This is a genomic window from Pseudomonas sp. FA117 (genome assembly GCF_057370475.1).
The window spans coordinates 2,475,663-2,494,313 of the sequence record NZ_CM170675.1 but is presented as its reverse complement, the minus strand read 5'-3'; the positions used below and the strand labels follow the sequence as shown (position 1 = coordinate 2,494,313).

Genomic DNA, 18,651 nt, shown 5'->3' with positions numbered 1-18,651 from the left:
GGATTTCTAGGTAACCGTTGTATCGGCCGCCAGGCGCCAGGCTTGAGCCCCGAGCCTCCAGCAGCAGGCTGGCGGCCGAACGACAGGCGCTCGTAAGGCTGTTGGCAGCGCTCGCCCTATTGCTCTGCAAGCCCGACCGGGCTGCCCTGCACCACGATCTGATCGCCGTCGATGACGTTGTAGAAGCAGCTGCGCCGCCCGGTGTGGCACGCACCGCCGACCTGGTCGACGAGCACCAGCAGCGCATCGCCGTCGCAGTCCAGCCGCACCTCCTTCAGGTGTTGCACGTGCCCCGACGTCTCGCCCTTGCGCCACAAGCCGCTGCGCGAACGTGACCAGTAGCACACCCGCCCGGACTGCAGGGTCTGCATCAGTGCCTCCCGGTTCATCCAGGCCAGCATCAGCACCTCGCCACTGTCGTACTGCTGCGCGACGGCCGTCACCAGGCCCTGTGCATTCCAGGGGACCTGCGCCAGGACCTGGTCCAGCGGGAAGCGCGATCCCGCCACTGCCTGTTCGAGCTTGAGAAACATTGATCGGTACCTGCTATCGGGATAGGACATTCCATCGCAGCCTTGTGCGCAACGGACGGCAATCCGGTCCTGGCTTTTTCAAGGACCGAGACAAGTGTTACTTTATAACATTAATATCCTGTGACTGGGGCGTGCGATGAAGCGCCCGATGCCCTCCAGAATCCACGACCGCCAAGGTGGCTCATGCTAATCCGCAAGTTGTTCAAGTTCGAAAATGCGCACATCGTCCGCGGTTGCAGCACCCGGCGCTGCTCGCACTCGATCCACGGCCACTCCTACAAGGTCGAGTTGATCCTCCACGCCGACGCCCTGGACAACGGCCAGATGGTCTATGACTTCGGTCTGCTCAAGGGCGACGCACGCGAGCTGATCGATGCGTTCGATCATTCGGTCGCACTGTGGACCGAGGATGATCCCGATTACCTGGCCTCGATCCGCCGACACTCCGAACGCTGGGTGGCGATCCCGGTGTCACCGAGCGCAGAGCAGTTCTCCCGGTTGATCTTCCGCCTGGTCGATGCGGTGCTGGAGAGCACCGAGATGGTCAATGGCGAATCTGCGGTGCAACTGCACTCGGTGATCGTGCATGAGACCGAGACCGGCTATGCCCAGTGCTTTCGCGAGGATGTGCTGAATCCACGCATGGGCCTGATCGACCTGGACCGCATCGAGTTCTCCCCGGCCATCACCGCCCAGTGGTCGGACCCTGGCCTGTTCGAGCGTCTGCGGTCTGTGCAGCGCTGAGCCGCACAGGCCACAGGCAGCGCGGCAAACGCCGATTCTTTCCCTCACCCCCTCGTTGCGGCGTGCAATTGTCGGTATGGTGTTGTCAAAGAAGGATGTTTTACCCGCACAGGAAAGACTTAGATGCCCCAACGCAATGTCATCAACGCCTCCGTCAGCCCCAAGGGCAGCCTGGAGACGCTGTCGCAACGTGAAGTCCAGCAACTGAGCGAAGTCGGTACCGGCAGTCTCTACACCCTGTTCCGCCAGTGCGCCCTGGCCATCCTCAACACCGGCGCCCATGTCGACAATGCCAAGACCATCCTCGAGGCCTACAAGGACTTCGAGGTCCGCATCCACCAGCAGGATCGCGGCGTACGCCTGGAACTGCTCAATGCCCCGGCCGATGCCTTCGTCGATGGCGAGATGATCGCCAGCACCCGCGAGATGCTGTTCAGCGCCCTGCGGGACATCGTCTACACCGAAAGCGAACTGGCCAGCCAGCGCATCGACCTGGATAGCTCCCAGGGCATCACCGACTACGTCTTCCACCTGCTGCGCAACGCGCGCACCCTGCGCCCGGGCGTGGAGCCGAAGATGGTGGTGTGCTGGGGTGGACACTCGATCAGCACCGAGGAATACCAGTACACCAAGAAAGTCGGCCACGAACTGGGCCTGCGCAAGCTGGACGTCTGCACCGGCTGCGGTCCGGGCGTGATGAAGGGCCCGATGAAAGGCGCCACCATCGCCCACGCCAAGCAGCGCATGCACGGCAGCCGCTACCTGGGCCTGACGGAGCCGGGCATCATTGCCGCCGAGGCGCCTAACCCGATCGTCAACGAACTGGTGATCCTGCCGGACATCGAGAAGCGCCTGGAGGCTTTCGTGCGCGTCAGCCACGGCATCATCATCTTCCCCGGCGGCGCGGGCACGGCCGAGGAGTTCCTGTACCTGCTGGGCATCCTCATGCACCCGGACAACCAGGACCTGCCCTTCCCGGTCATCCTCACCGGCCCGCGCAGTGCCGAGCCGTTCCTGCAGCAGTTGCACGCCTTCGTCGGCGCCACGCTCGGCGAGGCGGCGCAGCGCCATTACCAGATCATCATCGACGACCCGGCCGAAGTGGCCCGGCACATGGTCGAAGGGCTCAAGGCAGTCAAGCAGTTCCGCCGCGAGCGCAACGACGCCTTCCACTTCAACTGGCTGCTGAAGATCGACGGAGGCTTCCAGCACCCGTTCGACCCGACTCACCAGAACATGGCCGACCTGGCCCTGCGCCGCGAGCTGCCGCCCCATGAACTGGCCGCCAACCTGCGCCGGGCGTTTTCCGGGATCGTCGCTGGCAACGTCAAGGATAAAGGCATTCGCCTGATCGAGGAGCACGGGCCGTACCAGATCCGTGGCGACCAGGCGATTCTCGATCCGCTGGGCAAGTTGCTGCAGGCCTTCGTCGACCAGCACCGGATGAAGCTGCCTGGCGGCGCGGCGTATGTGCCGTGCTACCAGGTGGTGACCTGAGCCCCCCCTGAGAAATTGACTCGATTTCTGTAGGGGCAGCCTTGTGTCGCGCCCGATCGCGACGCAAGGCCGTCCCTACGGGGTACGGGTCAGGCGGCAACATCTTGCAGATAATTCCCACCCCAAGCAGTGAACCTGCCTACAAAAAAACGGTCTTTCGCTGACGGTCAATCCACCGACCGCTTCACGGCCCAGTCATCGGGCCTTCAACCGTACTGTTTCAGCGAAGATCATCATGCCCCCATTGCGCCGCGCCACCCTCGCCCTTGCCGCCTTGTTCGTCACCGCCCCGGCCCTGCATGCCGAAGAAGCCTCCAGCGACGCCCGCTGGGTCAGCGACAGCCTCAGCACCTACGTGCGCAGCGGCCCCACCGACGGCCACCGTATCGTCGGCACGCTCAAGTCCGGGCAGAAAGTGTCACTGGTCGGCAGCCAGGGCAACTACAGCCAGGTCCGTGGCCAGAGCGGCGACCTGGTGTGGATCCTGACCAGCGACCTGCAGTCGGTACCCGGCCAGAACGAGCGCCTGCCACAGCTCGATGCCCAGGTCGCGGAGTTGTCCGGCCAGCTCAAGACCATCGACGACAGCTGGAAGAACCGGGTGCAGGGCATGCAGGAAACCCTCGATTCGCGCAAGGCGCTGATCGACGAACTGCAATCGCGCAACAAGTCCCTCGACGAACAGCTCGAGCAATCGCAGTCGAGCCTGCGCGACACCCAGGCGCGCCTGGGCGACGAGAACAAGCAGGTGATGATGCGCTACATGGTGTACGGCGGCAGCATCGCCGGCGCCGGCCTGCTGGCCGGCCTGATCCTGCCGGCGCTGACCCGCGGACGCAAGCGCAACGACCGCTGGTTCTGAGCAACTCAGGCATCGGGCAAGCGCCCGCCGGCCACCAGGAAATCGATGAACAGCCGCACCCGCAACGGCATGTGCCGGGCCTGCGGATAGATCAGCGTGAACGGTCGCGCCGTACCGCCGAAAGCCGGCAGCACTTCGATCAGCTCGCCGCGCGCCAGGGCGTCCTGCACGGTGAAGCGGTAGGCCTGCATCAGCCCGGCGCCGTGAAGGGCCAGGGTGGAGGTGGCGAGGAAGTCGCCCAGGCAGGTGATCGAGCCACCGACATCGACCTCCACCACGGCGCCGTTGCGACGAAAGGTCCAGGGCGCGCGGCGCCCGCTGCTGGGGATCTCGAACAGGATGCACTCATGCTGCGCCAGGTCTTCCGGCACCTGCGGATGACCTGCGCGGGCCAGGTAATCGGGCGTGCCGACCACCACCAGCTCGGCGTTCTCCAGGCGTCGGGCGACCAGCCGTGAATCGGCCGGGTCGCGGCCACGGATCGCCAGGTCGAACTGTTCCTCGGCGAAATCGACGTTGCGATTGCTCACATGCACATCCACCTGCACTTGCGGGTAGCGCGCACGAAAGCGTGGCAGCCAGGGCAGCAGGCGATGGTGGGCGTAAGGTGTCGGCGCACTGATGCGCAGGCGTCCGCGCGGTTCGAGCTGCCCGCCGGAAACCTCACGCTCGGCCTCGACCAGCTGCCCCAGTGCCAGGCGGCACTGCTGGTAGTAGACCTGCCCGGCATCCGACAGGCGCATCTGCCGGGTGGTGCGCACGAACAGCCGCACCCCCAGGCGCTCTTCCAGGCGCGCCACCGATCGACTCACTGCCGCCGGCGTGACACCGGCCTCGGTCGCTGCAGCGGTGAAGCTGCCGGTGTCGGCAGCCAGGCAGAACAATTCCAGGCTGCCCAATTGAAGGTCATCGAAGTGGCGGGTCATGACGGCTCGATTGATTACATGAAGTATCGATTGAAATGCCATGCGCCTTATTTTTCAACCCCTGACAGGGTTCTACAGTGGCCTCCACAGACGAGCCAGCCGGCTCGCCCACCTGGAGATCCCCCCATGAGCACAGCAAGAACCGTCATCATCACCGGCGCATCCAGCGGCCTGGGTTTCGCCCTGGCCAAGGCCTTCCTCGAACGTGGCGACAATGTAGTCGGCAATGCCCGGACCCAGGCACGCCTCGACCAGGCTGCCAGCGCACTGGGCCACCCGTCCGCTTTCGTGGGCGTTGCCGGTGACATCGCCGATCCCGCCACCGCGCAGCGCCTGATCGAAACCGCCGAGCAGACCTTCGGGGGCGTCGACATCCTGGTCAACAACGCCGGGATCTTCATTCCCAAGCCCTTCATCGACTACACCGAGCAGGACATCGACGCGCTGTTCGCCACCAACCTCAAGGGCTTCTTCTATCCTTCCCAGGCGGCGGCCAGGCGCATGACCGCCCAGGGCCATGGGCAGATCATCGCGATCACCGCCTCGGTGGCCCTGCAGCCCAATGCGCGGGTACCGGCGGTGCTGCCGATCCTGGTCAAGGGCGGCCTGAACCAGGCGGTCAGGGGGCTGGCCCTGGAGCTGGCCGGAAGCGGCGTGCAAGTCAACGCCGTGGCGCCGGGAATCATCGAGACACCGTTGCACAACAACAACGTCGAGGGTCTGGGGGTGCTGTCGCCCAGCGGTCGCACCGGCACCCCGCAGGACATCGTCGATGCCGTGCTGTACCTGACCGACGCCCGCTTCGTCAGCGGCGTCGTACTTCCGGTTGACGGCGGTGGCACCGCCGGCACCTGGCACTGAAACCCGAGGAACCTGCCATGCCATACGTTCATATCCGCGTGACCGAAGAAGGCGTCAGCGCCGAGCACAAGCGTCAACTGATCGAAGGCACCACCGAGTTGCTGCAGCGAGTGCTGAACAAGCCGCCGGCGAGCACCTTCGTGGTGATCGAGGAAGTGCCCACCGACAACTGGGGGGTGGGCGGCGAGACGGTGACCGCAGTGCGCAAGCGCGAGCGCGGTTAGGCCTCGATCACTGGCGCAACCGCGCCAACGCCTCCAGCACATGACCGGTGGCCCGCTCCACCTCTCCCTCCCGACAGGCAACCCCCAGCGCCCGCCATAACCCAGGGCGCAGGGGACGCCGGGCAATGCGCAGGTCCGGTTCGGGCGCTGCGCCTTCCTGCGGCAGCAACGTTGCACCATACCCTGCCGCCACCAGGCTCTTGATCGCATCGTTGTAGTTCAGTTCGATCCGCGCCTGCGGATACAGCCCCGCTGCAGCGAACCAGTCGCTCGTCACCCGCGACAGTTGCGTGCTGCTGTCGTTGAGAATCAGCGCCCGCTGCCCGAGCCAGGCGGGGGTCACCCGTGCCGGTGGCTGCCAGTCGGCCGGCAGATAGGCCATGATCGGGTCGCGCCGCCACGGCGTGAGCCTCACGCCCTTCACCGCCACCTGCGGCAACGCCACCAGGCCGATGTCCAGGCTGCCCTCGCGCAGTCGCGCCAGCGACGCCTGCGAGGTCAGCACCTGAACCTGCACGTCGATCCCCGGATGCTCGCTGCGCAAGGCCGCCAGGGCGCTGGGCAGCAAGTGGGCGATGGCGCCGGTGGAGGCGCCCAGGCGCACCCGTCCGGTGAGCCCGGCGACCTGCCTGCGCACCTCGTCCAATGCCTGGTCGGCGTCGGCCAGCAGGCGGCGGGCACGCGCCAGCAGGGTTTCGCCAACCACCGTGGCGCGCACCTGCCCGCGGGTGCGGGTGAGCAGCGCAGCACCGACCCGCGCCTCCAGTTCGGCCACATGCAGGCTGATGGTCGGGGGCGCCAGGTTCAGCTGGCGTGCAGCCTCGGCGAAGGAGCCCTGGTCGGCGATCACCACCAGGGTGCGCAGGCGGTCGAGGCTGATTTCTCGCATGGTGATGATCCTTGTCTGGCCGTGATTCAGAAAACCTGAACATCTGCATCATGATATTCAAATTTTCTTCAGATCCAACAACGGCGAGCATGGAGCCACTTCTTCATCGAACGGATTTCCACCATGCATCAGCCCATCGTGTTCATCGACGGCGACCAAGGCACCACCGGCCTGCAGATCCACGCACGCCTGCACGGGCGCAGCGACCTGCAACTGCTGACCCTGCCCGAAGCCGAGCGCAAGGACGCGCAGCGCCGCGCCGAGGCCATCAACAGTGCCGACATCGCCCTGCTCTGCCTGCCCGACGCTGCGGCGCGCGAGGCGGTGGCGACCCTGCGCAACCCGGCGGTGCGGGTCATCGACGCCAGCTCCGCCCACCGCACCACCCCGGGCTGGGTCTATGGCCTGCCAGAGCTGGACGACCAGCAGGCCGAGCGCATCGCCCAGGCAACGCGCATCAGCAACCCGGGCTGCTACCCGACCGGCGCCATCGCCTTGCTGCGCCCGCTGGTCAATGCAGGCTTGCTGCCGGCCGACTATCCGCTCACCGTGCAGGCCATTTCCGGTTACTCCGGCGGCGGGCGCGCTGCCGTCGAGCGCCATGAGCAACCGGGCGCAGAGCCGGCACCTGCCTTGCAGCTCTATGGGCTGGAACTGGCACACAAACATGTGCCCGAGATCCAGGCCCACGCCGGTCTCAGTGCCCGCCCGGTATTCCTGCCCGGTTACGGCAACTACCGCCAGGGCATCGTGCTGAGCATCGCCCTGCAGCTGCGCCTGCTGGCGCCTGGCGTGACAGCCGAGCACCTGCAGGCTTGCCTGCAGCAGCATTACCAAGGCGCGCGCCACGTCCAGGTGATGCCGCTGCACCAGCAAGGCCCGGCCACGCCCCTGGACCCGCAATCCCTGAACGGCACCAATGACCTGCGCCTGGCGCTGTACGCCAATCCCGAGCATGGCCAGGTCCTGATGACGGCAGTGTTCGACAACCTGGGCAAGGGCGCCTCGGGCGCCGCGGTGCAGAACCTCGATCTGCTCCTGGCGGCGCTGCGCCAGTAAGGCCAGGACGCTAAAAGCGGTTAGACTGTCCACCCCGCGTCATCCAGGCGCGGGGTGAGTTCAACCGCCGGAGCCTGTCCCCCGATGTTCATCCTGAGCCGCCTCGACGGCGTGCCGCCCGAATCCTTCCAGAACCAGATCCGCCAGCTGGTGATCGAGCATGTCGGCGAGCTGAGCAGCGTCGCCATCACACCGGACAATCCGCTCTATCCCCTGTACCAGTACGGCGTCGGCCTGGAAGTCCACCAGTACCTGCAAGCCCTGGACGGCACCCGTGGCCTGGCCGTGGAACTGATCCTGGCGCTGGATGCCGAGGCGCCGGATCGACTGTGCGGCTTCGCCCTCGCCCTGCCCGCCCAGGACGACGACCAGGCCTGCGTCCTGGCGTTTCTCGCCGTGAACCCCGCCCAGCGCCGCCAGGGCATCGCCCGTGCACTGCTGGCAGACCTGCGCAGCCGCTACGCCTGCGTGGAACTGAGCAGCTTCGCCAACACCGTACCCTGGTTCGAGGCCATGGGCCTGCAGGCGGTGAGCGCCAACGGGCCGCAGGTCCTGATGAGCAGCACCGGCAAGGCCAGCGACGCGCTGGTGGGACGACTGGATATCGCACCGATCTACCAGACCCTCGAAGTGCGCCAGATCCACGCCTACCTGCTCAAGCAGCATGGCGAGGACGCGATGATCGAAGCCGAGCAGCAGCGCGACGAGCGCCTGGACGAACTGGCCCTGCAAGCCCAGGCCTGCGTGGCGACCCGCCGTCGGGTGCACTGACCCCGGGGCGCTGCTGATTTTCTGACCCGCCCCCTTTGCGGGCCTTTTGCACCACAACAGTGCAAAAGACCCGCCACCGCTCTGCACCACGCCCACGGCATGCCCTCTCCAGCCCGCTGGCACAGCGCTTGCGGTCGCACCTTGTGCCCCATTCGCGAACTTAGTTTTTTTAACGTTCATGAGCACATATTTACTAATTTATCCTTCCCCGCCCACGCCCCATGATCGCTCCAACAAGAAAGCGTCGCCTTTTGCCGACGCGCGTCCGGGCACCTGTGAAGTGCCCATCCTTGCCTTGGAGTCCGTCATGACCAGCGCAGCCACATCGGCACCTCTCATAGAAAAACACACGATCGGATACGTGCCCCCCGAAGACCGCCATGGAAAGGTAAAGGACTTGTTCACCCTGTGGTTCGGCGGCAACATCGCGCCGCTGCCCATCGTCACCGGCGCCCTCGGCGTGCAGCTGTTCCACCTCAACCTGATCTGGGGCATCGTCGCGATCCTGGTCGGCCACCTGGTCGGCGGCGTGCTCATGGCACTGCACTCGGCCCAGGGCCCGCAGATGGGCATCCCGCAGATGATCCAGAGCCGTGCCCAGTTCGGCACCCTCGGCGCGCTGCTGGTGGTGGTGATCGCCGGCGTGATGTACATCGGTTTCTTCGCATCCAACATCGTGCTGGCGGGCAAGTCGCTGCACGGGGTAGTCGACAGCGTGCCGGTGCCGGTGGGCATCGTCATCGGCGCCCTGGGCTCGGGGATCATCGGCATCATCGGCTACCGCTTCATCCATGTGCTCAACCGCATCGGCACCTGGGTGCTGGGCATCGGCATCGTGATCGGTTTCGGCTACATCTTCACCCATGTACAGAGCGACGACTTCCTCAGCCGTGGCAGCTTCAACATCTCCGGCTGGCTGGCCACCGTGTCGCTGGCGGCGCTGTGGCAGATCGCCTTCGCCCCCTACGTGTCGGACTATTCGCGCTACCTGCCGGCCGACGTGAAAGTGTCGTCGACCTTCTGGACCACCTACCTGGGTTCGGCGCTGGGCTCGAGCCTGTCGTTCATCTTCGGCGCCGTCGCCGTGCTGGCGATCCCGGCCGGGATGGACACCATGGATGCCGTGAAAATGGCCACCGGCGCCATCGGCCCGCTGATGCTGGTGCTGTTCCTGCTCAGCGTGATCAGCCACAACGCACTCAACCTGTATGGTGCGGTGCTGTCGATCATCACCCTGGTGCAGACCTTCGCCTACCGCTGGATCCCGACCGCCAAGACCCGCGCCGTGCTGTCGCTGGTCGTGCTGGCCGCGTGCAGCGTGGTGGCGGTGTTCGCCTCCTCCGACTTCATTGGCCACTTCGTCGACATGGTGCTGGTGCTGCTGGTGGTGCTGGTGCCGTGGACCGCAATCAACCTGATCGACTTCTACGCCATCCACAAGGGCGAGTACGACATCCAGTCGATCTTCAAGGTCGATGGCGGAATCTACGGGCGCTACAACCCGCAGGCGCTGATCGCCTACGTGATCGGCATCGTGGTGCAGATTCCGTTCATGAACACCCCGCTGTACGTGGGACCGGTGTCGGAACACATCAACGGTGCCGACCTGTCGTGGCTGGTCGGGCTGGCGGTGACCACCCCGCTGTACTGGTGGCTGGCCAGCCGTGACAGCGCCTACCGCCGTCGCCAGATGGGCACCAAGCTCGCTGCCGGACATTGACGCAAAGCGCTCGCCCTGCACCTGTGCAGGGCGAGCTGCGCCGGGCCTGCCCTACGGCTCGAACCCTTCCACGATGATCACCTCGGCCTTGGCCACCCCCTGCCGATAACGGCAGGCCTCCTGATACAGATCCGACCGATAGCAGGCCACCGCCTGTTCGTACGAGTCGAACTCGATCACCACGCTGCGCTGCGGCGTCGCCCTTCCCTCCATCGCCTCGCTCCTGCCGCCGCGGGCCAGGAAGCGTCCGCCAAACGCCACGAACGCTGCTGGCGCCCGCTGGGTGTACTGCTGGTATTGCTCCGGGTCGGTAACGTCCACATGGGCGATCCAGTAGGCCTTCATCCGTCGATCTCCTGTACAGGGTTATTTGTGTATTATGGTATACCATAAAGATCACCTGACCACAGCGAGCGTGCAGCATGGCTTTCAACAGCATCGAAGAACTTCTCGAAGACTATCGCCAGGGCAGAATGGTGCTGCTGGTGGACGACGAGGACCGGGAGAACGAAGGCGACCTGCTGATCGCCGCCGAGCGCTGTGACGCCCAGGCCATCAACTTCATGGCCCGTGAGGCACGCGGGCTGATCTGCCTGACCCTGACCGACGAACACTGCCAGCGCTTGGGCCTGGAGCAGATGGTACCGACCAACGGCAGTGCGTTCAGCACCGCCTTCACCGTGTCGATCGAAGCCGCCAGCGGTGTCACCACGGGGATCTCCGCCGCTGATCGCGCACGCACCATCGCAGCCGCCATGGCCAGGGACGCCCGCCCCGAAGACCTGGCCCAGCCCGGTCATGTCTTCCCGCTGCGCGCCCGCGAAGGCGGCGTGCTCACCCGCGCCGGCCACACCGAGGCCGGTTGCGACCTGGCGCGCCTGGCAGGCTTCGCCCCGGCCTCGGTGATCGTCGAAGTGCTCAACGACGACGGCAGCATGGCCCGCCGGCCTGATCTTGAGCTGTTCGCCAAGCGCCATGGCATCAAGATCGGCACCATCGCCGACCTCATCCACCATCGCCTGAGCACCGAACAGACGGTCAGGCGCATCGGCGAGCGCGAGCTGCCGACGGTCCACGGCACCTTCCGCCTGGTGACCTTCGAGGACCGCATCGAAGGTGGTGTGCACATGGCGATGGTGATGGGCGACATTCGCCGCGAGCAGCCGACGCTGGTACGGGTGCATGTGATCGACCCGCTGCGCGATCTGGTCGGCGCCGAATATGCGGGGCCTGCCAACTGGACGCTGTGGGCGGCGCTGGAGCGGGTAGCGGCAGAAGGTGCCGGGGTGGTGGTGATCCTCGCCAACCATGAGTCGTCCCAGGCCCTGCTCGAACGGGTGCCCCAGCTCACCCAGCCACAGCGCCCCTACCAACGCGGGCAATCGAAGGTGTATTCGGAGGTCGGCACCGGCGCGCAGATCCTGCAGGACCTGGGCGTGGGCAAGCTGCGTCACCTGGGGCCGCCGCTCAAGTACGCGGGGCTGGCAGGGTATGAGCTGGAGGTGGTGCAGAGCGTTGCCTTCGAAACGATCTGATTCGCTATCAATACGTGAAATCTGAACGCCCGCTGCCGCGGGCGTGCGTCATTTGAAGCGAAAAACAGATAACCCCATCAACCAAAGCAGCCCGAGGAAAATGCATAACGTTGCAATCTGTATGCGGCGCTTCAAGCAATACGGAAACTTTTCTACATCAAGAGGATCCAGCGTTCCACGCCGAATACCAATCGAAGGACACGTTAGCGCTGAGCTCATGGCTGCCACTATGAGCATTCGCGACCAAAACGAGGCCACTCCCCAAACTTTGATTTCCGCATCAATCCCCGAGCTTCTTCCAAAAGCACGACACATCGCGACGAAGTGACGAGATGCGGAAATATGAAGCACCATCAAAATCCCCACCAACATAATTGCAAAGGGCGCACCTACGAATACCAATTTGCAATTAGCCGACCAACTGCTGGCATCAATCATCTGAGACCTCGTAGAGCAACTCCCCCCAATACTCTCCGTAACGTCCACCCCATTCTGCGGCACCAAGGGAGCCTGCCCCTACCAACGCGATACCGCAAACTGCTTTTCCCCACACCCCAAAATGGCAGACTAGGTTAGCCACCTTGCCCGCAGCGATACCGCCACCAAAACCTGCTACCAGGCTCCCGCCAAAAGCGCCCGTTTCGGTAAAGCGCACCTTGCGACACTCATCGGTTTCTCCAGACCGACAAGCCTCTTGCACCTTCAGGTACGAAGCTGTCGCACCCAGTCCAATCGCCACATACCCCCCATACTTCAAATACCGCGCTGTTTTCGCCACTTCATCCAAGTGCGTTGCATATCCCGGTATCTGCCCCGGTCCTCCGGCCTTTTTCCAGTGATGCACCAGGCTCTTCGGCGAAATACCCAAGTCCCGGCGCAACGTCTCATAGCCTCCCAGGTTCAGTCGTTTGTGCAGGAACGAACTGCTCAATTGCGCACTGAGCTGCTGATACAAGGCCTGGCGCGAAGTGAAGAACTCGGGACTGTGCAGATGGCCATGCAGTGTGAACTGCCGCTGGTGCAATGCTTCGATGCCCTTGAGCGTGTCCTTGACACGTCCCAAGCCCTGATCGAGCATGTCCTTGCCCACCCCCATGGAACTGCTTGCTCCACTCAACACTCCGGCAATCTCCCCGATGTGTTCCATCATGAAGTTGGCTTCTGCCTCGCTGAGCGTCGCCAAGGCCCCACGCGCGTGTTCGGCAGCCTGCATCAGTAGCGCCTCTTCGTGAGTGCACGCCTGGAGATTGTCAAGGTTACCGACAACAAAGATCTCACCCGCCTTGAAGCCGTGCGCGAAGGTAGGGTTCAGCCGCTGTAGCCGAGCGATAGGGAGCGTCGAGTCTTGCGACAGCAGTCGGGCCAGCACCTGAGGGCCGGACATGCTGCGCGGGACGATGTAGAAGCCAGGCTCCAGTGCAGAGAACCGAGCCCCCTGGCCTGCATAGAGGTTCGATTTCATGGAAGCCACAGCGGGTGCAAGCGATGGTGAGGTGGTTGCCTTAAAAGCACCCGAGGTCAGCCTCGCAGGACCTGCCGCCACTCCATGGCCTAGAGGAGCCACCACGCGATTGCTGCCACTGGGGCATCCACAGCCGACCAACGCCCCATCCACGGCCACTGGGCGACCGTAAGACACAAACCACGGTACACCTTCGACAACGGTGCCGACCTCACCACATACAGGACATGGCGTAGTGCTGTCACCCTGCCGCAGCACGACACGATCGTTCGCCTGATAATTGATACCACTTGCGATACACACAGCGCCGGTGGAGGTCATGTCGCCGTCCAGCGCTTGACCTTTGCCATTCAGATTGACGCGAAGCATGCGCAGACTCCGTTGCTTGAGGAATGCGCAAACCTAACAGGCGCAAGGCGACCTACTTCCTTGGCAGGCACGAAATAGACATTTCCTACAGCGAGAAATGACGATTCAGCGCGCTCTGCAATGTCGCACGTGATCGCCGGTAACACCGAACGCTTGCCAAAAGCTTGGAATACCATAATATGATATCCCGTAGACCTTGAATCTGCCGGCCGCACCTACAATCACACAACGGCCACGAACCACCTGAAAAAGCTGCTCCCGAACACAGTTGGCGGGCGCGACAAAAGCCCCGCCTCGAATAACAAAAGCAACGAGGGCGTAACCATGCTGTTGAGCAAACGAGTCACCGCTGTGCTGTCCGCAAGCCTGCTGGCCTTGGCCTGCCAGGCCACCCAGGCCGCCGACAGCCTCAACTTCGTCAGTTGGGGCGGCACCACCCAGGACGCCCAGAAACAGGCATGGGCCGAGCCCTTCAGCAAAAGCGCCAACATCAAGGTCGTGCAGGACGGCCCTACCGACTACGGCAAGCTCAAGGCCATGGTCGAGAGCGGCAACGTGCAATGGGACGTGGTCGACGTCGAAGCCGACTTCGCCCTGCGCGCCGCCAGCGAAGGCCTGCTCGAACCCCTCGACTTCACCACCATCCAGCGCGAACGCATCGACCCGCGCTTCGTCTCCGACCATGGCGTGGGCTCGTTCTTCTTCTCCTTCGTGCTCGGCTACAACGAGGGCAAGCTCGGCGCCAACAAGCCGGTCGACTGGAGCGCCCTGTTCGACACCAGCACCTACCCCGGCAAGCGCGCGCTGTACAAGTGGCCGAGCCCTGGCGTGCTGGAACTGGCACTGCTGGCCGACGGCGTGCCTGCCGACAAGCTCTACCCGCTGGACCTGGACCGCGCCTTCAAGAAGCTCGACACCATCAAGAAAGACATCGTCTGGTGGGGCGGCGGCGCTCAGTCGCAACAGCTGCTGGCCTCCGGTGAAGCCTCGCTCGGGCAGTTCTGGAACGGCCGCGTCTACGCCCTGCAGCAAGACGGCGCCCCGGTGGGGGTCAGCTGGAAGCAGAACCTGGTCATGGCCGACTTCCTGGTCATCCCCAAGGGCGCGAAGAACAAGGACGCGGCGATGAAGTTCCTGGCCAACGCCAGCAGCGCCAAGGGCCAGGCCGACTTCGCCAACCTCACTGCCTACGCCCCGGTAAACCTCGACAGCGTCGCCGAACTGGACAAGAAACTCGCACCGAACCTGCCCACCGCCTACGCCCAGGACCAGGTCACCCTCGACTTCGCCTACTGGGCCAAGAACGGCCAGGCCATCGCTGCGCGCTGGAATGAGTGGCTGGTCAAATGAAAGTCGCGATCAACGCCCTGCATAACGCCCAGGGCACCGGCGCCGCGCCGGCGCCCATGCGCCGCACGCCGCTGAGCCAGCGCTGGCGCGGCAGCCGCAACCTGCTGCCGGCGCTGCTGTTCCTCGGCCTGTTCTTCTTCGCGCCGCTGGTCGGCCTGCTGTTGCGCGGGGTGCTGGAGCCGGTACCGGGGCTGGGCAACTACGAGCAGCTGTTCGCCAATTCGGCCTACGCCCGGGTACTGTTCAACACCTTCTCGGTGGCCGGCCTGGTCACCCTGATCAGCGTGCTGCTGGGCTTTCCGCTGGCCTGGGCGATCACCCTGGTGCCGCGCGGCTGGGGCCGTTGGCTGCTGAACATCGTGCTGCTGTCGATGTGGACCAGCCTGCTGGCGCGCACCTATTCCTGGCTGGTGCTGCTGCAAGGCTCGGGGGTGATCAACAAGGTGCTGATGGCGCTGGGCATCATCGATGCGCCGCTGGAGATGGTGCACAACCTCACCGGCGTGGTGATCGGCATGAGCTACATCATGATCCCGTTCATCGTCCTGCCGCTGCAGGCGACCATGCAGGCCATCGACCCGATGGTGCTGCAGGCCGGCTCGATCTGCGGCGCCAGCCCCTGGAGCAACTTCTGGAAGGTGTTCATCCCGCTGTGCCGGCCGGGCCTGTTTTCAGGCGCCTTGATGGTGTTCGTGATGTCGCTCGGTTACTACGTCACGCCGGCGCTGCTCGGTGGCGCGCAGAACATGATGCTGCCCGAATTCATCATCCAGCAGGTGCAGTCGTTCCTCAACTGGGGCCTGGCCAGCGCCGCCGCGGCACTGCTGGTGGTGATCACCTTGGTGCTTTTCTACCTGTACCTGAAGCTGCAGCCGGAATCCCCGGTCGGCAACGCGAGGTAATCCGCCATGCTCCTGTCCCCCAACGCCATGGGTCGCCCGCTGCGCGCGGGCCTGTACCTGACCACCGGGATCATCGCCGCTTTCCTGCTGCTGCCGGTGGTGTTCATCGTCCTGCTGTCGTTCGGCTCCTCGCAGTGGCTGGTGTTCCCGCCGCCGGGCTGGACCTTCAAGTGGTACGGCCAGTTCTTCTCCAACCCCGAGTGGATGGACGCCGCACTGGCCAGCCTCAAGGTCGCCGTGCTGACCACCCTCGCCGCCGTGGCCCTGGGCCTGCCCACCGCCTTCGCCCTGGTGCGCGGCCGCTTCCCCGGGCGCGAACTGCTGTACGGGCTGTTCACCATGCCGATGATCGTGCCGCTGGTGATCATCGCCGTGGCGGTCTACGCGCTGTTCCTCAAGTTCGGCTACACCGGCACGCTGTTCGCCTTCGTGGTCAGCCACGTGATCGTCGCCCTGCCCTTCACCATCATCTCGATCATCAACTCGCTGAAGCTGTTCGACCAGTCGATCGAGGATGCCGCGGTGATCTGCGGCGCCTCGCGGCTGCAGGCGATCTTCAGGGTGACCTTCCCGGCGATTCGCCCGGGCATGATCGCCGGTGGCCTGTTCGCCTTCCTGGTGTCGTGGGATGAAGTGGTGCTCAGCGTGATGATGGCCAGCCCCGACCTGCAGACCCTGCCGGTAAAGATGTGGACCACCCTGCGCCAGGACCTGAGCCCGGTGATCGCCGTGGCCTCGACCCTGCTGATCGGGCTGTCGATCCTGGTCATGGTCATCGCCAGCGCCTTGCGCCGCCGCAACCCCACCAACGCCTGAGTGCCGGAGACAACAACAATGAGTGCAGTCATCAAAGAAGCCGCGCACACCAGTACCCTGGTCAGCCTGCGCAACCTGAACAAGCATTACGGCGACTTCGCCGCCGTCGACGACATCAGCCTGGACATCCAGGATGGCGAGTTCCTTACCTTCCTCGGCTCCAGCGGCTCGGGCAAGTCCACCACCCTGTCGATGCTGGCCGGCTTCGAGACGCCCAGCAGCGGCGAGATCCTGGTCGAAGGCCGCTCGCTGGTGAACGTGCCGCCGCACAAGCGCGACATCGGCATGGTCTTCCAGCGCTACTCGCTGTTCCCGCACCTGAGCGTGCGCGACAACATCGCCTTCCCGCTGGGCATCCGCAAGATGGCCAGCGCCGAGATCGCCAGGCGCGTCGATGCGATGCTCAAGCTGGTGCAACTGGAGCAGTTTGCCCACCGCCGCCCGGCGCAGCTGTCCGGCGGCCAGCAGCAGCGCGTGGCCATTGCCCGGGCATTGGTGTACGAGCCACGCATCCTGCTGATGGACGAACCGCTCGGGGCGCTGGACAAGAAACTGCGCGAAGACCTGCAGGACGAGCTTCGCCAGTTGCACCGCCGCCTGGGCATCACCATCGTCTACGTCACCCATGACCAGGAAGAAGCCATGCGCCTGTCCCAGCGCATCGCCATCTTCAGCCATGGCAAGATCGTCGGGCTGGGCAGCGGCTACGAGCTCTACCAGAACCCGCCGAATGCGTTCGTCGCCTCGTTCCTGGGCAACTCCAATTTCCTCAGGGTCACGGCCAGCAGCCATGGCGCGGCGACGTTCGAGGGCCAGTCACTGGCCGTGCGCCTGACCTCGGGGCTGTCGGCCGGGCAGCAGGCGCTGATCATGGTCCGCCCGGAGAAGGCCCTGGCCCTGGGCAGCGAGCAGGCCGCGCGCGAGCCGCTGCCGGCCGGCTGGAACGAGGTGAGCGCCAAGGTCGGCGAAGTGCTGTTCCTCGGTGAAAGCCAGACCTGCCACGTGGTCACCGCAGGCGGCAGCGAGATGACGGTCAAGGCGTTGTCGGCGGCCGGCATGCCGATGCAACCGGGCGACACGGTCAAGGTGCGCTGGGCGGTCGCCGATGCCTGCATCTACACCGAGTGGGCCGAAAGCGACCTGAACAAGGCGGCAGGAGCGCACTGAGGCGCGCGCCTCATCCCGGCAACCGATAGCGCTCGGCAAAGTACTGGCGGAAGAACTCCACCGCCACCCGCACCTTGGCCGATCCGGCCAGGGGCGCGGTGTACACCGCCCAGATATCCGCCGCCTGCTGGTAACCCTCCAACACCTGCACCAGCCGGCCATCGACCAGGTTGTCGTGCACATCCCACCATGAACGCAGGAGGATGCCGCGCCCGTCCAGGCACCACTGGTGCGCCACTTCGCCGTGGTTGCTCGACAGCGGTCCGGTCACCCGCACGTTCTCCTCGCCGTTGGGCCCTTCCAGGTGCCACAGACCGAACGGGTGATCACGCTCCTTGATTACCAGGCAATCGTGGCTGGCCAGCTCTGCCAGGGTGCGCGGCGTGCCGCGCCGGGCCAGATAGGCGGGCGACGCGCAGAGCACCCGGCGATTGCGCGCCAGGGGCTTGGCGATCAGGTGCGGGGCGATGACGTTGCCTACGCGGATGTCCAGGTCGACCCCCTCGGCGATCAGGTCCACCAGGCGGTCATGCACGTCCAGGCGGATGTCCAGGCGCGGATAGCGCGCCGCCAGTTCCGACAGCGCCGGCGCCACGAAACGCCGCCCCAGCCCCAGGCTGCTGGCGATGCGCAGTTGCCCGGCCGGCTCGCGCTGGCCGGCGTTGAGGTCGTCGTCCATACCCTGCAGGGCGTTGAAGATCTGCTGCGCCCATTGATAGACCCGCTCGCCCTCCTCGCTCACCGTGACCCGTCGCGTGGTGCGGTGCAGCAGGCGCACGCCCAGGCTTTCTTCGAGCAGGCGGATGCGCTTGCTGACGAACGCCGCCGACATGCCGCGCTCATCCGCTACCGCAGCAAAGCTGGCGCGCCGGGCCACGTCGAGGAAGATATCGAGGTCATCGAGGTTCGGCAGATTATTCACGATACGTACACTAAGAATAAATGAATGAGCAGATTATCTCTG

At 64.8% G+C, this 18,651-nt stretch carries 20 protein-coding genes; 13 read left to right on the top strand and 7 right to left on the bottom strand.

From position 1 onward, the window contains the following. Nucleotides 1-116: 116 nt before the first annotated feature. Nucleotides 117-533: a phosphoribosyl-AMP cyclohydrolase gene (hisI, locus tag AC1TXO_RS11500; protein ID WP_486406428.1), complete on the bottom strand. Its 417-nt coding sequence runs from the start codon at nucleotides 531-533 to the stop codon at nucleotides 117-119. Between the two features lie 183 nt (nucleotides 534-716). Between hisI and AC1TXO_RS11495 the strand changes: the two genes are divergently transcribed. The 3 genes from AC1TXO_RS11495 (at nucleotide 717) to AC1TXO_RS11485 (ending at nucleotide 3,636) form a co-directional block, all read left to right on the top strand. Further along, entirely contained in the window at nucleotides 717-1,277 is a 561-nt protein-coding gene (locus AC1TXO_RS11495; RefSeq protein ID WP_486406427.1) for a 6-pyruvoyl trahydropterin synthase family protein, read from the top strand. 123 nt (nucleotides 1,278-1,400) lie between these two features. Then, nucleotides 1,401-2,774: a nucleotide 5'-monophosphate nucleosidase PpnN gene (gene ppnN / locus AC1TXO_RS11490; RefSeq protein ID WP_486406426.1), complete on the top strand. Its 1,374-nt coding sequence runs from the start codon at nucleotides 1,401-1,403 to the stop codon at nucleotides 2,772-2,774. Between the two features lie 235 nt (nucleotides 2,775-3,009). Beyond that, nucleotides 3,010-3,636 carry a TIGR04211 family SH3 domain-containing protein gene (locus tag AC1TXO_RS11485; RefSeq protein WP_486406425.1) on the top strand — a complete coding sequence of 209 codons (627 nt, stop codon included), beginning with the start codon at nucleotides 3,010-3,012 and terminating at the stop codon, nucleotides 3,634-3,636. Nucleotides 3,637-3,641: 5 nt separating this feature from the next. Here the strand turns inward: AC1TXO_RS11485 and AC1TXO_RS11480 are convergent, their stop codons facing one another. Next, on the bottom strand, nucleotides 3,642-4,562 hold the full coding sequence (locus AC1TXO_RS11480) for a LysR family transcriptional regulator (protein ID WP_486406424.1): 921 nt from the start codon (nucleotides 4,560-4,562) through the stop codon (nucleotides 3,642-3,644). A 126-nt stretch (nucleotides 4,563-4,688) separates the two neighbouring features. Here AC1TXO_RS11480 and AC1TXO_RS11475 point away from each other — a divergent pair, with 126 nt between their 5' ends. Further along, complete coding sequence (locus AC1TXO_RS11475; protein WP_486406423.1) at nucleotides 4,689-5,423, top strand: SDR family NAD(P)-dependent oxidoreductase; 735 nt, start codon at nucleotides 4,689-4,691, stop codon at nucleotides 5,421-5,423. 17 nt (nucleotides 5,424-5,440) lie between these two features. Beyond that, a complete protein-coding gene (locus tag AC1TXO_RS11470) occupies nucleotides 5,441-5,647 on the top strand; it encodes a tautomerase family protein (protein WP_486406422.1) in 207 nt (68 codons plus the stop codon). 7 nt (nucleotides 5,648-5,654) lie between these two features. On the opposite strand, the gene AC1TXO_RS11465 is transcribed toward AC1TXO_RS11470, so the two are convergent. After that, nucleotides 5,655-6,536 carry a LysR family transcriptional regulator gene (locus AC1TXO_RS11465; RefSeq protein WP_486406421.1) on the bottom strand — a complete coding sequence of 294 codons (882 nt, stop codon included), beginning with the start codon at nucleotides 6,534-6,536 and terminating at the stop codon, nucleotides 5,655-5,657. Nucleotides 6,537-6,659: 123 nt separating this feature from the next. Here AC1TXO_RS11465 and argC point away from each other — a divergent pair, with 123 nt between their 5' ends. From argC to AC1TXO_RS11450, 3 genes are all read left to right on the top strand, one after another. Then, nucleotides 6,660-7,595 (top strand): N-acetyl-gamma-glutamyl-phosphate reductase, encoded by a 936-nt coding sequence (gene argC / locus AC1TXO_RS11460; protein ID WP_486406420.1) that lies wholly within the window; start codon nucleotides 6,660-6,662, stop codon nucleotides 7,593-7,595. Nucleotides 7,596-7,679: 84 nt separating this feature from the next. After that, nucleotides 7,680-8,366, top strand: coding sequence for a GNAT family N-acetyltransferase (locus AC1TXO_RS11455; protein ID WP_486406419.1), 687 nt, complete (start codon nucleotides 7,680-7,682; stop codon nucleotides 8,364-8,366). Nucleotides 8,367-8,673: 307 nt separating this feature from the next. Continuing rightward, complete coding sequence (locus AC1TXO_RS11450) at nucleotides 8,674-10,086, top strand: purine-cytosine permease family protein (protein WP_486406418.1); 1,413 nt, start codon at nucleotides 8,674-8,676, stop codon at nucleotides 10,084-10,086. 51 nt (nucleotides 10,087-10,137) lie between these two features. Here AC1TXO_RS11450 and AC1TXO_RS11445 read toward each other — a convergent pair whose 3' ends face one another. Next, nucleotides 10,138-10,431, bottom strand: a complete 294-nt coding sequence (locus tag AC1TXO_RS11445; protein ID WP_486406417.1) for a DUF1330 domain-containing protein — start codon at nucleotides 10,429-10,431, stop codon at nucleotides 10,138-10,140. A 77-nt stretch (nucleotides 10,432-10,508) separates the two neighbouring features. Here AC1TXO_RS11445 and ribBA point away from each other — a divergent pair, with 77 nt between their 5' ends. Next, complete coding sequence (ribBA, locus tag AC1TXO_RS11440; protein ID WP_486406416.1) at nucleotides 10,509-11,621, top strand: bifunctional 3,4-dihydroxy-2-butanone-4-phosphate synthase/GTP cyclohydrolase II; 1,113 nt, start codon at nucleotides 10,509-10,511, stop codon at nucleotides 11,619-11,621. A gap of 48 nt (nucleotides 11,622-11,669) precedes the next feature. Here the strand turns inward: ribBA and AC1TXO_RS11435 are convergent, their stop codons facing one another. Both AC1TXO_RS11435 and AC1TXO_RS11430 read right to left on the bottom strand, forming a co-directional pair. Continuing rightward, a complete protein-coding gene (locus AC1TXO_RS11435) occupies nucleotides 11,670-12,059 on the bottom strand; it encodes a hypothetical protein (protein ID WP_486406415.1) in 390 nt (129 codons plus the stop codon). Further along, a complete protein-coding gene (locus AC1TXO_RS11430; RefSeq protein ID WP_486406414.1) occupies nucleotides 12,052-13,452 on the bottom strand; it encodes a PAAR domain-containing protein in 1,401 nt (466 codons plus the stop codon). The genes AC1TXO_RS11435 and AC1TXO_RS11430 overlap by 8 nt, the downstream gene beginning before the upstream one ends. Nucleotides 13,453-13,776: 324 nt before the next feature. On the opposite strand from AC1TXO_RS11430, the gene AC1TXO_RS11425 reads away from it, so the two are divergent. From AC1TXO_RS11425 to AC1TXO_RS11410, 4 genes are read left to right on the top strand one after another with little or no spacing between them, the layout of a single operon-like run. Then, nucleotides 13,777-14,802: an ABC transporter substrate-binding protein gene (locus AC1TXO_RS11425; RefSeq protein ID WP_486406413.1), complete on the top strand. Its 1,026-nt coding sequence runs from the start codon at nucleotides 13,777-13,779 to the stop codon at nucleotides 14,800-14,802. Continuing rightward, complete coding sequence (locus AC1TXO_RS11420) at nucleotides 14,799-15,704, top strand: ABC transporter permease (protein ID WP_486406412.1); 906 nt, start codon at nucleotides 14,799-14,801, stop codon at nucleotides 15,702-15,704. Before AC1TXO_RS11425 ends, AC1TXO_RS11420 begins: the two co-directional genes overlap by 4 nt. 6 nt (nucleotides 15,705-15,710) lie before the next feature. Further along, complete coding sequence (locus AC1TXO_RS11415; RefSeq protein WP_486406411.1) at nucleotides 15,711-16,520, top strand: ABC transporter permease; 810 nt, start codon at nucleotides 15,711-15,713, stop codon at nucleotides 16,518-16,520. A gap of 18 nt (nucleotides 16,521-16,538) precedes the next feature. Next, on the top strand, nucleotides 16,539-17,687 hold the full coding sequence (locus tag AC1TXO_RS11410) for an ABC transporter ATP-binding protein (RefSeq protein ID WP_486406410.1): 1,149 nt from the start codon (nucleotides 16,539-16,541) through the stop codon (nucleotides 17,685-17,687). 10 nt (nucleotides 17,688-17,697) lie between these two features. Here the strand turns inward: AC1TXO_RS11410 and AC1TXO_RS11405 are convergent, their stop codons facing one another. Next, a complete protein-coding gene (locus AC1TXO_RS11405) occupies nucleotides 17,698-18,609 on the bottom strand; it encodes a LysR family transcriptional regulator (RefSeq protein ID WP_486406409.1) in 912 nt (303 codons plus the stop codon). Between the last annotated feature and the right edge of the window lie 42 nt (nucleotides 18,610-18,651).